Source organism: Fodinibius sp. SL11, assembly GCF_052060035.1.
Lineage (GTDB): Bacteria > Bacteroidota > Rhodothermia > Balneolales > Balneolaceae > Fodinibius.
Map to the genome: position 1 here is coordinate 169,917 of NZ_JBPOEA010000005.1, position 12,587 is coordinate 182,503.

A 12,587-nucleotide genomic window follows, 5' to 3' on the forward strand; every position below is an offset into this window, starting at 1 on the left:
AAGCGTAAAGGCTTATGAAGAATGAGCATGTATTGGTTATCGATGATGAGGAGCGGTTCAGAGAACTGTTATCACGGATTATTGGGCTCGAAGGCTTCGAGGTATTCCAGGCAAAAAACATTCGTAAAGGGCTTAAAATTTTGGACAATGAATCAATAAGCGTAGTGGTTACCGATGTAAAATTGCCTGATGGCAACGGCATGGATCTGCTGGAACGCATCAAAAGGGAATATCCACTCATAGAGGTTATTATTATAACCGCCTTCGGTACTATTCAGGATGGCGTGAATGCCATGAAGCAGGGGGCATTTGATTATATTACCAAAGGCGATGAGGATGACCATATTCATGTTATCGTAGAACGTGCGGCCGAAAAAGCCCACATGCAGCAAAAGCTTCAACATCTCGAACAGCGAGTGGATGAAAAGTACGGGTTTACAAACATTATAGGAGAATCCGAAGCTATTCAAGAGGCAGTACGAATGGCTAAAAAGGTAGCTCCCTCAGATATGAGTGTATTGCTGCAGGGGGAGACCGGTACCGGTAAAGAGCTTTTTGCCCAAGCCATTCACCAGGCCAGTCCTCGGAAGGGCGGTCCTTTTGTTGCGTTAAATTGCAGTGCCTTTCCCAAAGATATGTTGGAGTCTGAGATGTTCGGCTTCAAAAAAGGAGCCTTTACGGGGGCTACCGAATCTAAAAAAGGATTAATTGAAGAGGCTGATGGAGGGACACTATTTCTTGATGAAATTGGAGAGATGGACATTGGGCTGCAGGCCAAACTGCTACGTTTTCTTGAAAACAATAAATTTACAAAGCTTGGCGAAACCGAGGAGCGATCAGTTGATATACGGGTTATTGCCGCTACCAACAAAGATTTGAAGAAAGAAGCCGAAAAAGAAACCTTCAGGGATGATCTTTATTATCGATTGGCCGGTTTTAAAATTGAAATTCCACCACTCCGCGACCGTAAGCAAGATATCCCATTGTTGGCCAATTTTTTCCTGAAACGCCTGAATGAACGAGTGCAGCGGATTGATGATGAGACTATGAATCTGCTGCTTTCTTACACATGGCAGGGAAATATACGAGAACTAAAAAATATAATAGAACGGTCGGCTATTCTGGCCGAAGGAGATGTTATTACATCCGATCTGTTGCCACCCGAATTTCATGGGGGTTCCACCACGGATTCAGGCCATCCGGATTCGTTAAAAGAAATGGAACGCATTCATATTGGGAGAGTATTAGACCGCGTTGATGGAAATAAAACCAAAGCCGCGGAATTATTAGGCATCGGGACCAGCACGCTGTACCGTAAAATTGAGGAATATGATTTATAACACTATTTCATATTAGTATTCCCTTTTTTCCGCCCCAGTTATCCCATTATGGGAATTAAGTGTTTCAAAATGAAACACTTTTTTGTCAATTGTGGAAAATCGGTTGAAGAAATAATTTTATTCACTACATTAGAGAGTCATTTTGGGAATAGTATTTCAATTTGGCATACTTTTTTCAATTTCGTACCCTGCGTTAGAAGTCTTTGATATGCTAAATTGAATAGGTGTTAGGTATGAGTGAAACGGCGTCTAAAGAGTCAGGAAAAACAGGAGTTGGACTAAGTCGTGATTTGAGCCTTTTCGATATCACGATGATCGGCGTTGGGGCGATGATTGGGGCTGGTATATTTGTGCTAACCGGAGAGGCTGCGGGTGTGGCAGGACCGGCCTTGATTCTCAGCTTTGCCCTCAACGGAATCGTAACCATTTTTACTGCTATGGTGTATGCCGAGCTGGGATCGGCTATTCCTGAAGCCGGTGGTGGTTACCTATGGATTAAAGAGGGACTCCCGGGTTCAAATGCCTTTCTGGCTGGCTGGATGAGCTGGTTTGCCCATGCCGTGGCGGGCGCCCTGTATGCGCTGGGGTTCGGGGCGTTTGTCTATGAGTTGCTACGGATGCTGGAAGTGCCCTTGTTGCAATACGGCATCGATTTGACCCTGGGCAAAAAGATTTTCGGGGTATTCATTGCCACTACTTTTGCCTATATCAACTTCCGGGGGGCCAGCGAAACCGGGAAGGCGGGCAACATCGTTACTGTCTTGAAGGTGATCGTCATAGGGATATTCTGTTTCTTCGGGTTAAAATTTATGTTTTTTCCGGATTGGTGGTTTACCTTCGGGGAAGGTGGGGGCATGGCCACGTCCCAACTTCAGCCCTTTATACCAGATGAAACCGGGTGGTTGGGAATTCTGTCGGCAATGGGACTCACTTTTATTGCTTTCGAAGGCTATGAGATTATTGTTCAGGCCGGTGAAGAAGTAAAAGAGCCGCGTAAAAATATCCCCAAAGCCGTTTTTTGGTCACTGGCTATCGTCGTACCCATCTACATGCTGGTGGCATTTGTATTGGTGGGAGCGTCGCAGTCGGAGCTGTTGATTGATGCACTGCATGCTATTGGAGCTGATGTCCCGGCTCAGCTTACTGCCGAAGTAGCCAACTGGAAAATTCTTCGTCATGTAGGAGAACTTGGACTGGCCCGTGCGGCTGCCCAATTTGTCCCTTACGGGGCCGTACTTATTTTGGTGGGCGGTGTGTTATCTACTATGTCGGCCTTGAATGCTACTACCTTTTCTTCTACCCGGGTCTCCTTTGCCATGGGACGCGATAAAAATCTGCCGGACATGTTTGCTGAAATTCATCCCGATAAACGCACGCCCTATCTGGCCCTTTTCTTTACCGCTCTGCTCATCATTTTTATGGTAGCTTTTGTACCTATTACCACTGTAGCTGCTGCAGCTGATATTATGTTTTTACTGTTGTTCTTGCAGGTGAATATCGCGGTTATCACCATCCGCAAGAAATATGGAGATAAGCTTGCATATGGATATCTGATGCCGTTCTATCCGGTCGTTCCGATCATCGGTATTGTAACCAAGTTGGCACTGGCCCTGTTTATGTTCGATCATTACCCGATAGCATGGTTGTATGTGATTGCCTGGCTGGCCGTTGGATTTGGCCTCTACCGGTTTTATGCTATGGATCGTGAGCGAGAGAAAGAAGCTACTCCCATACTGGCCGAGGAAAAGTCGATGGAAGTTAAACCTAATTCCGTGTTGATTCCGGTTGCAGATCCCGAGACAGCTCGACAGCATATTGACCTCGGGGCGCGGATTGCTCGCCACTCGGATAGTCAGTTGGTTTTATTACATGTGATAACGGTACCCTCACAACTACCGCCCAGGGCTGCTACGGATTTTGTAGAGAAAGCGCGTCCTATCTTGGATAAGGCTCGTGAGTATGCTGAACGGTATGATGTACCTATAAGTACACAAATGAGGGTGGGACACAAACCAGCGGATGCTATTATCCATACTGCTCAGGACAAGAATACCGAATATCTGATTATGGGCTGGAAAGGGACGGTCCACAAAGAGGAAACCGTTATTGGCTCCAATATCGATCATGTGCTAAAAGAGTCGAATACGCATGCCATTGTCATGCAGCGTAATGACGGAAAAGAGCTAAAACGAATACTTGTACCGGTTGCCAATCCTCAAACGGCGTCACTGGGATTGGCTGTGGCATCACTATTAGTAGAGGACAATTCCCAAGCTAAAATTGATGTACTCCACGTAACGCCAGAAGCAATGTCGCAAGATGAAAAAGAGGAGTTTAAAGAAAAGGTATTTGAATTTGTACAAGAAAAAGAAGGAGGTCAGGAGGCTCTTATAGCTGACAAATCCAGGTTTACATTCAATTTTGTTGCAAACAAAAGTCATGAGAAAGCTATTATTGAGCGATCAGGCGATTATGATCGTATTGTAATTGGCACCAGCCAAGATGAGTTTTTTCGCCGAAAAGTGTTTGGGCAAACACCTACTCGATTAGCCGATCAGGCTCGTTGTCCGGTTGTTTTTGTTCGGCCGAAACAACCAGGCTACAAGTTTGAGATGCAGGATTTCTTTCAGTTTTTCAGAGAACTGGAGGAGATGGGGAGTCCAAATGGCAAGAATGGCAATAATAAAAAAGGAGAATAACCAATGTCTTACGAAGATCTGGAAGAGCACAATATATTTCTGCCCGAAGAGCACTGGGATGAGCTGGATCTTTCCAGTTCTGTTAATCAACCGCTTTTACTGGGTACAATCATCATTGGACTGGTTTCTTGCGCCCTGATGGTAATTGGGGCTGGTGAAACGATTACGTGGATTGGAGGAGTACTATTTTTCGTCTTCCTGTATTCTTTTACCTGGGTATCCAATGCCGGTATTGAAAACCAAAATGCGATCGTTGATGACGTTATGAAAAAAGATACTTAGTGCAAATTAGGCAATCATTTTTGAAGATAACGTTCTCTTTTCTGAAAAGTGATGGTATTTTCAAAAGGATATGTTGGTTGTTCTTTTTAATCATATTTTAAAAAGTTAGAATATAACCTATATAGACTTTTTCTATTTGGTGAAAGTTTTATCAAGTTGCCTTGGACTTTTCATTTTTAAAGGCGTCAGTGTTTTGGAGGGGGGGCTTGGAAAGCTGTTACAAAAGCAATGGCCCAGAACAGGAGAACCTAAACCTTGGTTTTATTGTAGAACAGGTATTAAAAAGGTCATAGATAAGTATTTGGCAGAGCACGATATGAACAAATTTAGAATAGACATTCTTTAATATAACAGTGATTTTATGACAGCTACGTTGGATGAGATCAAGCATAAAGAGTATATGTTGGCAGAAAAAGCGCAAGATATTTTTGAGCACCAGCAAGACTTACAAACATTGAAGGGACAATTTGAGAATCTGAAAGCTACCAGACCTACGACCGATAAAAACCAACTCACATACCAAGAATCTATTGCGTTCAGTAAAAAAGTAGAGCGTTATGAGGCGGAGCTGAATAATGTTAAGCTTCAAATTCAAAAGCTGAATCGTGAGTTGACTGCATTGAAACATCAGGCACAAAAACGGCTGCCCATGTCGGGGATAAAGATGAAAGTCTCAACCAATTCAGATGGTGGATTACCTATCGAATCATTTTATGTTGAACGCGTAGAAGAAAAGACGGGTCAATCTGAAGGAAAATTTAAGATTGGGAGGTTATAAAAGAACCAATGTTCTCAGGACCTGTTAATACGTATCAAACTCCTCATCTATGAAAATTCCTTATCACTGGAAACAAAAGTGGATTAAATTGCTCCAGCGGTGGCGTAGCTTTAAAAAAGAGGCTAATCTAAACCTCCACTACTTACAAGATGATTTATATGAAATCGACAAGGTAGCAAAACCGTATTTTCGAGCATTTACGGTACTGTTGAGCCTACTGGTAATAGCCAGTATTCTAATTCCTATTGGATTTGAGTTAGATCCAGAAATGAGGGAGTTAAACCAACAACTTGAAATTTGGGTTATTATTGGTTTTGTCTTAAGCTTCGTCTTACGATTAGGTTTTACAAGTGACAGGCCAGCTTTTCTCCAAAATCGTTGGTTTGAAGTTATACTTTCTATTTTTTCAGTTCTGGTTTTAACTGATATTGGTGTTTCATTAATTACCTTCATTGACGCTTATATTTTTGGTATTGATGACCCCCGCGAAGCGTTTATCACCTTTCTGAAGGGATACTTGTTACTGTTCGTTATTATCAAATTTGTGCAATTTCTGCCAGAATTACTTGATCAGCAGAAAAACACAGCTCGTTTTTTAGTCTATAGTTTTCTATCGCTTATTGCTGTTGGTACATTTTTGTTAATGCTGCCGGGGGCTACCCAGGATGGGCTCGGACTTCAATTCATAGATGCCCTATTTACTTCAACCAGCGCCGTCTGTGTCACGGGTCTTATTGTGGTAGATACCGCTACTCATTTTACCCTGTTCGGGGAGTTGGTGATTTTAACACTTATTCAACTCGGAGGTATTGGGATTATCTCATTTGCGACCTTTCTGTTTTTGTTTATTAGTGGCGGATTGGGTGTTGGCCAAATGAATACCATTAAGGATATGGTGGCAGAGAAAAATACCAGCCTGGTGGCATCAACGCTGAAACGAGTAGTAGGCTTTACGTTTGCCGTCGAAGCGGTGGGAGCCATCGCCTATTATATTAGTTGGGAAGTAAGTTTTCCCAACCAGGGGCAGCGTATCCTGTTTTCGGTTTTTCATGCTGTTTCTGCCTTCTGTAATGCCGGTTTTTCACTGTTTACCAATAGTCTTGCTGATCCGCTTAATGCTACAAATATGGGTATTAATATCACCACAATGACGCTTATTGTTCTTGGCGGGCTGGGATTTACGGTTATTTGGGAGTTGATTCGCAAAAGAACAGACAAAGGTAGATGGCGTAGTCGATTGTCGATTCATACCCGAACGGTATTGGTTACCACTGCAGTACTTATCATTGCCGGTACGGGGTTTATATTATGGATGGAATGGGGAAATACCCTGCGCGGATATTCATACGGCAATAAATTTATGCTTTCTCTTTTCCAGAGTATTACTACGCGAACGGCCGGTTTTAATACGGTAGACACAGGGGCTATTGGCATTTCCGCAACGTTGGTTATGATGATTTTTATGTTCATTGGGGGATCTCCGGCATCTACGGCCGGTGGCATTAAAACGACAACTTTTGCCGTCCTGATGCGGTCTATCAGTATGACCATCAAAGGCTATAATCGCATGGAGTTGTTTAATCGCACGATCCCCAATTCAACAATATTCCGTGCGGTAACCGTACTGCTGCTGGCGTTCTCCTGCATTAGTGTAAGCACGATATTATTATCTGTAGTGGAGAATCACGCTTTTCTCGACCTGTTGTTTGAAGAGATCTCGGCATTTGCTACGGTTGGATTATCCCGGGGAATAACCGGTGACTTAAGTGCCTGGGGCAAGTTTATTATTGTGGTCTCCATGTTTTTGGGCAGGGTGGGTATTCTCACCTTTATGGTGGCATTTGCCAGTCGCATGGATACCCACAAATACGAGTATCCTGAAGAAACAATTATGGTCTCATAATTTTAACGTATAACAGTACCTATTATGAAACGACGAAGTGACTTACATTTTGCAGTTATTGGAATTGGGGCTTTTGGCAGCGCCTTAGCCAAAAAGCTTTCTGAGGAAGGGGCTTACGTCATTGCTATCGATAACGACATGGAGCATATTAACCATGTTAAAGAATACGTCTCTGATGCCATTTGTTTTGATGCCACCGATACGGATCTTTTGGAAAGCCACGGTATTACCAATGTAGATGTAGCTATTATCTCTATTGGTGAAGCCTTCGAACCTGTAGCCCTTATTGCCATGCATCTGCTCAACTCGGGAGTAGAAGAAGTTTATGGTCGGGCCGGAAGTCTTATACAGGAGCAGATTTTAAAGCAGATTGGGATTACCGATGTCATTCACCCCGAACGGCAGGTGGCCGAGCGGATGGGAGTATCACTGGTGCGCCGGGGGATGTCTGATGTCTTTAATATCGGGGAAGGATTGGCCATGTTTGAGATTGAAGCCCCTAAAGCCATGGTTGGATATACACTTGAAGAGCTTGAGATTCGAAAAAGATATGAACTCAACTTAATCACGATAAAGCGGTTGGTAACCGATGATGAGCAATTTAAAAAGACAGAGCGTTACAAGCCCATTGGTATTCTTAAAGGTAAGACGAAAGTAGAAAAAGGAGATCATTTTCTGCTTGTGGGTAGCAAAGAAAATGTCGACAAACTATTGGATACGAATTAGTACCATATACCAAACACGGCATCAATTTTTGAAGAAAATATTAAACATATTTTGTCCAAATGATATTCAGACCGGGATGCCACAAAGATCAAAGCCTTCTATCTTCTGTCGTCATGTGATTAAATGATAAACGAAACGGTTCGCATCCCTACACCTTCAGCGTTTCCGATTACTCCGCGGCGGGATTTATGAAGCTAATAACCCTTTCAATCATGTTCGTTGATCCCATATAAAAGGGTGTCCGCTAATGGAAATCAGTTGGTTGAAGACCCAGAATACGTTGGTCACCATTGTTGGCCTTGCCGCCGGGCTGTTCACAAAGAAAGGTCACGGTATTTGGATTCATACAATAGCGAAGCTTGCTATTGGGCGTTTTTTTTGCGCCGTGGATACATGTATAGGCCTCCTTTCAGCATATTTCCGAGGAAGTCTGTGACCAATGAGGCCGGTGCGGGAATCTGCTGCGCCATCCACATCGTTAAAATGGGCAAAATTTCCACCCGCATTAATCCCCAATCCCTGGGCTTGCGTGCTTTGAGAAGAGAACATTATTATTCCTATAATACACAATAGGATTACAATAATTTTTTTCATCTTACTGTAGTAGTATTGAAGGTTGAATATTAATAAGCCTAATTAAAACAGCTATCATTTTAACCGACAAAAGAGACTGCATTACTCACCAAGGTTCCCGTTTGTAGCAGCTTCCTTCAATTCGTCGTTAGCATAAATGGCCATCTCAACGCGTCGGTTCTGCTGTAGGCCTGGAGCTGTTTCATTAGTGGCTACCGGTTCATTTTCTCCATAGCCGATAATGATCATTCGTTCGCTGTCTACCCCTACAATCGAGGTGTATTTGGCTACTGACTTGGCACGCTCTTCCGACAGCTGGTTATATTCTGCAGGACCAGTACGGTCGGTGTGACCAGCAAACTGGATTTTGGTATCCTCATATTTCTGCAGTACGCCGCCAGTTCGTCCAGCTCCTCTTTGGTTGCGTCGCGCAAGGTATAGGAGTCTACATCGAACAGTAGCGAGGAATCAAAGGTAATCTTAATCCCTTCCCCCACATGCTCTACTTCTGCCTTATCCAGTTTTTCGCGAAGCCAACGAGCCTGCCGATCCATATAATTACCGATGGCGGCTCCCGCGGCTCCTCCGACAGCGGCCCCGATGATGGCCCTTTTACGGTATTCCCTGTAGCTTTACCAGACCTCCAGCACCCGCGCCAATAGCTCCTCCTTGGGCGGTTTTACTCCAGTTTGCACAAGCAGACAATAGACATGCTAATGAAAGAAAAAATAAGTGCGGATACTGAAGCTTTCTTACTTGTAGCCATAAAACAATTTTTGGTTTAATTTCTGTACGACATGGATTTAAAGTACGCACGGTATAAACTGTTCCAAGGTGGGTAGATTGAGTGGCTGGACTTCTGGAAGTGGAAGTAAAAAATATTTAATAGCTAAAATTACACACGGCCGTTTATTAACTCCCATTATATATTTAATAATAAGTATATATAAGATAATATAGCAGCAAGTTAGTATCTTGGTGATAGATAAAATCAACCAATATTTTTAATTAAATATTTGATACTATGATTAAGCAAAATATAGAAGAGGAAATAAACAATCAGATCCAAGAAGAATTTCAGTCGGCGTATGCTTATTTGGCGATGTCGGCTTGGTTTGAAGAAAAAAACCTTGGTGGCTTTGCAAGCTGGCTGAAAGCCCAGTGGCAAGAAGAAATAGAACATGGTATGAAGTTCTATAATCACTTAATTCAAAGAGACGGCCGACCAATATTACAAGATATTGAAAAGCCAAAAGTGCAATTTAATTCCCCGCTGGAAGCGTTTGAATTTGCTCTTGGACAGGAGCAGCATATCACGAAACGCATTAATAAGATGTATGATCTTGCCAGGGAAGAAGACGATTATCCGCTCAAAAGTTTGTTACTTTGGTTTATTGATGAACAGGTAGAGGAAGAAGATATGGTGCAAGATGTTATTGATAAACTAAAATTAGTTGGAGAAGACGGCTCTGGGCTATATTTACTGGATCGCGAGATGGGCGAAAGACAAGGCCAGAATGGAAAAGAAGCAGAACAAAGTGAAGACCAATAATAGTATAAATATTATTACTTGGTTGTAAATGAAATCACCTCCTATATCAGGGGGTGATTTTTATAATTAAGGCCTCAAAGTTGCATCACTGAATCGGATAATTCAGTAATTTCTTTTTCGATAAATACCTGCCTGATATACTGAAGAATGGAACAGACTAAAATACATGGGCGATATCAGTACTAAATGAAATAATAATTTTTAGCAATGGTGCTATTCCAAAAGGGTAGTTTTCAAAGCCACCTACATTCTGGTGCTACAGCTATAGGCGTCGAAATGACAGATCTGTCTAAAATGAAAAATTAACTAATAAATGAAAGGGGCAAGGAGATCTGGTTCTTAGATTAAAAGGTCACCTTATCATGATATTCTTTCCCTTTATCCGCAATTCCGATCTGGAAGTCTGTTCCGTAATTGCTCTGGAATTACATCCAAATAATAGGTTATAGACATAGAAAATTGTATATATAAGTAACTGGCATTTTATCTATTAAGAGCACAAGAGTAGATAGCATCTCTAAAATTACCACAATGCCACTTTATATGGATATTCATTTTGTTGACGAGGTATCTGTAGAGGATACACGAGAAGCCCATCTCAAGGATTTGGCCGTACAGGAGAAGTATGGAGTCAAATACCATCAATACTGGTATAATGAAGAAGCTGGAACCATATATTGTCTGATGGAAGGTCCGGACAAAGAATCATGTGCAGCCACACACAGAGAAGCCAATGGTGTTGCAGCTTGCCAGATTACAGAAGTGGAAGGTGGGTTGTACGATCTTTTTATGGGAGAAAATCAAAAAGTAGATCAGGGACTGGTTCGGCAAGAAAATGGCAAGATCGATACAGGGTATCGCTATATCCTTACTCTCGATATTATAGCTAAAACTATTAGCAAAAAATCCATCAATTTTAACCAGCTAAAACTGCCTGAAAAAGCCAAAAATATAGCCCTTCAGTGGATTGCTGAATACAACGGAAAAGAAGTTCGAACAAGTGGTTTTGATAGTATCGTCGCTGTGTTCAAAACTCCTGAAAAAGTGCTTCAATGTGCTCACGAAATTCAAAAAGAATTACTGGAGGACCACGGCAATTCTGATCCGGATTCAGTTGATGTCATATTCAATATGGGGATCAGTGTGGGCCAGCCCTTAACAGAGAAGGAGGGATTCTTTGTTGAGGCCATACGGATGAGCCAACGTTTATGTTTAATTGCAGGTGAGAATGAAATTATCACATCAACACTTTTTGAAGAACTCTGCGATCTAAATGAATCTATTAAAACCCATATTAGCTTTCGAACCATCAAGCCTGCGGAACAGCAATTTTTAGACAACCTGCTAGACATTGTTGAGAACAGGATTTCCGATCATGACTTTGGCGTTCATTACCTAAGCCGCGATATGGGCATAAGTCGGCCACAACTCTACAGGAAAATAACCGCCCTTACCAACCGGTCTCCAGTTACATTCATTCGAGATATTCGCTTAACTAAAGCTCTTTCTCTAATTAAAGAAAACAAATACAACCTCTCTGAAATAGCCCTGGAAATAGGATACCACAGCCCTTCCTATTTCTCCAAATGCTTCCGTGATAAATTTGGTGTCAAAGCATCATGCATAGCCGTTTAACATACTTCGGTCTTCCCTTCTTCTAGCAGACGATGAATCAAAATTTACATTCATTGATTGAAATGTGATGGAATAATGCCCTTCATCTCAGATATATTGATTTATGATAATGCAACATTAAACCAGCAATGGTGGATTTTGCAAGTAACCAACACATAAAATCATACAATCATGAACACAACAAAAAACATAGCATTCATTATAGCACTCTTTTATTTCATCGCAGGATGTGATGTAAATGCAGCAGATAACAAATGTAATGACCAGCCGGTCAATCTCCTCACAGAACAATTCCAGGAATCGCAGGCTGAAATACAAATCGTATTAGACGGGATATTTAGCAGTATTCAGGATAACGATGCCGATAAGCTAATCTCCTATCATGCTTATGGAGAAAAGTTCACGGAATTCAGAGATAGCGAGCCGCGATTTAATTCCCAGGATAACGAAACGTATGAACGAGGATTCGTGGGAGCAATCTCCGGCTTTGACTATAATCTCGGGGATCTGAAAATTGCCGTTTATGGCGATGTAGCAGTGGTCACCTTCCATGCGGATTTTCGACCGACCATCGGTGAAGAGGTTATGCAGATATGGGGATCTACAACACTGGTATTTGTCAAAACCATAAATGGCTGGAAAATTACACACGAACACCATTCACCGCTTAATGTCAGTTAAAAACGCATCATCCAACGAGAGACGCTTCAAGCGTTCCAGTGTTTCACGGGATGCTTGAAGCCTCCTTGTTTGCTGGCACTCAAATCTTTAGATAACCTTCTAGCTAATGTTGATTTTCCAACTCTTGTAGTCCCATCAATACCTATAAATGTATATTCCTCACTCTCTATATATTCCAGAACTTCTTTGTAATTACTTACTGCCATTATGTTTGAATTAACAAACGTAACAACCTTGCGCATAAAGGAGGTACAAAATGACGGTGAATTTGTATCAAAATGGACTAGGAAAATGACAAGATCGAAACTAGCAGTCGAGGGCGAGGCCCGTCCCCTTAATGTGTATTCTAAGACTAAGTCAAGTCATTTCACTGCCTCGTGTTGATGTATTTTTACGTATGGGGTTCCTCGATCAATAA

The 12,587-nt window shown here is 42.1% G+C and carries 13 protein-coding genes; 9 read left to right on the top strand and 4 right to left on the bottom strand.

Translation table 11 applies throughout. The annotated features are described in order from the left end of the window. The first annotated feature begins 14 nt into the window (after window positions 1-14). The 6 genes from ACQ76V_RS08960 to ACQ76V_RS08985 all read left to right on the top strand — a co-directional run bounded on the left by ACQ76V_RS08960 (window position 15) and on the right by ACQ76V_RS08985 (window position 7,728). Entirely contained in the window at window positions 15-1,340 is a 1,326-nt protein-coding gene (locus tag ACQ76V_RS08960) for a sigma-54-dependent transcriptional regulator (RefSeq protein ID WP_441000147.1), read from the top strand. A 233-nt stretch (window positions 1,341-1,573) separates the two neighbouring features. Continuing rightward, complete coding sequence (locus ACQ76V_RS08965) at window positions 1,574-4,039, top strand: amino acid permease (protein WP_441000148.1); 2,466 nt, start codon at window positions 1,574-1,576, stop codon at window positions 4,037-4,039. A 3-nt stretch (window positions 4,040-4,042) separates the two neighbouring features. Further along, window positions 4,043-4,321, top strand: coding sequence for a hypothetical protein (locus ACQ76V_RS08970; RefSeq protein ID WP_441000149.1), 279 nt, complete (start codon window positions 4,043-4,045; stop codon window positions 4,319-4,321). A 361-nt stretch (window positions 4,322-4,682) separates the two neighbouring features. Further along, on the top strand, window positions 4,683-5,099 hold the full coding sequence (locus tag ACQ76V_RS08975) for a hypothetical protein (RefSeq protein ID WP_441000150.1): 417 nt from the start codon (window positions 4,683-4,685) through the stop codon (window positions 5,097-5,099). A gap of 49 nt (window positions 5,100-5,148) precedes the next feature. Beyond that, window positions 5,149-7,002, top strand: a complete 1,854-nt coding sequence (locus tag ACQ76V_RS08980; RefSeq protein WP_441000151.1) for a TrkH family potassium uptake protein — start codon at window positions 5,149-5,151, stop codon at window positions 7,000-7,002. Between the two features lie 24 nt (window positions 7,003-7,026). Next, window positions 7,027-7,728, top strand: coding sequence for a potassium channel family protein (locus ACQ76V_RS08985; protein ID WP_441000152.1), 702 nt, complete (start codon window positions 7,027-7,029; stop codon window positions 7,726-7,728). 244 nt (window positions 7,729-7,972) lie between these two features. Here the strand turns inward: ACQ76V_RS08985 and ACQ76V_RS08990 are convergent, their stop codons facing one another. From ACQ76V_RS08990 to ACQ76V_RS09005, 4 genes are all read right to left on the bottom strand, one after another. Continuing rightward, the gene (locus ACQ76V_RS08990; protein ID WP_441000153.1) at window positions 7,973-8,074 is read right to left on the bottom strand and encodes a hypothetical protein; all 102 of its coding nucleotides are present in this window, start codon (window positions 8,072-8,074) and stop codon (window positions 7,973-7,975) included. Beyond that, window positions 8,071-8,277, bottom strand: a complete 207-nt coding sequence (locus tag ACQ76V_RS08995; protein WP_441000154.1) for a hypothetical protein — start codon at window positions 8,275-8,277, stop codon at window positions 8,071-8,073. The genes ACQ76V_RS08990 and ACQ76V_RS08995 overlap by 4 nt, the downstream gene beginning before the upstream one ends. A 126-nt stretch (window positions 8,278-8,403) precedes the next feature. Beyond that, window positions 8,404-8,691, bottom strand: coding sequence for an OmpA family protein (locus ACQ76V_RS09000; RefSeq protein ID WP_441000161.1), 288 nt, complete (start codon window positions 8,689-8,691; stop codon window positions 8,404-8,406). Then, on the bottom strand, window positions 8,589-8,906 hold the full coding sequence (locus ACQ76V_RS09005; protein ID WP_441000162.1) for a hypothetical protein: 318 nt from the start codon (window positions 8,904-8,906) through the stop codon (window positions 8,589-8,591). Before ACQ76V_RS09005 ends, ACQ76V_RS09000 begins: the two co-directional genes overlap by 103 nt. A gap of 419 nt (window positions 8,907-9,325) precedes the next feature. On the opposite strand from ACQ76V_RS09005, the gene ACQ76V_RS09010 reads away from it, so the two are divergent. From ACQ76V_RS09010 to ACQ76V_RS09020, 3 genes are all read left to right on the top strand, one after another. Beyond that, complete coding sequence (locus ACQ76V_RS09010; RefSeq protein WP_441000155.1) at window positions 9,326-9,853, top strand: ferritin; 528 nt, start codon at window positions 9,326-9,328, stop codon at window positions 9,851-9,853. Window positions 9,854-10,396: 543 nt separating this feature from the next. Continuing rightward, on the top strand, window positions 10,397-11,488 hold the full coding sequence (locus ACQ76V_RS09015; protein ID WP_441000156.1) for a nickel-binding protein: 1,092 nt from the start codon (window positions 10,397-10,399) through the stop codon (window positions 11,486-11,488). A 171-nt stretch (window positions 11,489-11,659) separates the two neighbouring features. Beyond that, window positions 11,660-12,169, top strand: coding sequence for a YybH family protein (locus ACQ76V_RS09020; protein ID WP_441000157.1), 510 nt, complete (start codon window positions 11,660-11,662; stop codon window positions 12,167-12,169). Window positions 12,170-12,587: the final 418 nt, after the last annotated feature.

Bases quoted from the DNA above. Each gene is read 5' to 3' on its own strand.
- ACQ76V_RS08960 (WP_441000147.1), top strand. From the start codon at position 15: ATGAAGAATGAGCATGTATTGGTTATCGATGATGAGGAGCGGTTCAGA.
- ACQ76V_RS08965 (WP_441000148.1), top strand. From the start codon at position 1,574: ATGAGTGAAACGGCGTCTAAAGAGTCAGGAAAAACAGGAGTTGGACTA.
- ACQ76V_RS08970 (WP_441000149.1), top strand. From the start codon at position 4,043: ATGTCTTACGAAGATCTGGAAGAGCACAATATATTTCTGCCCGAAGAG.
- ACQ76V_RS08975 (WP_441000150.1), top strand. From the start codon at position 4,683: ATGACAGCTACGTTGGATGAGATCAAGCATAAAGAGTATATGTTGGCA.
- ACQ76V_RS08980 (WP_441000151.1), top strand. From the start codon at position 5,149: ATGAAAATTCCTTATCACTGGAAACAAAAGTGGATTAAATTGCTCCAG.
- ACQ76V_RS08985 (WP_441000152.1), top strand. From the start codon at position 7,027: ATGAAACGACGAAGTGACTTACATTTTGCAGTTATTGGAATTGGGGCT.
- ACQ76V_RS08990 (WP_441000153.1), bottom strand. From the start codon at position 8,074: ATGAATCCAAATACCGTGACCTTTCTTTGTGAACAGCCCGGCGGCAAG.
- ACQ76V_RS08995 (WP_441000154.1), bottom strand. From the start codon at position 8,277: ATGTTCTCTTCTCAAAGCACGCAAGCCCAGGGATTGGGGATTAATGCG.
- ACQ76V_RS09010 (WP_441000155.1), top strand. From the start codon at position 9,326: ATGATTAAGCAAAATATAGAAGAGGAAATAAACAATCAGATCCAAGAA.
- ACQ76V_RS09015 (WP_441000156.1), top strand. From the start codon at position 10,397: ATGGATATTCATTTTGTTGACGAGGTATCTGTAGAGGATACACGAGAA.
- ACQ76V_RS09020 (WP_441000157.1), top strand. From the start codon at position 11,660: ATGAACACAACAAAAAACATAGCATTCATTATAGCACTCTTTTATTTC.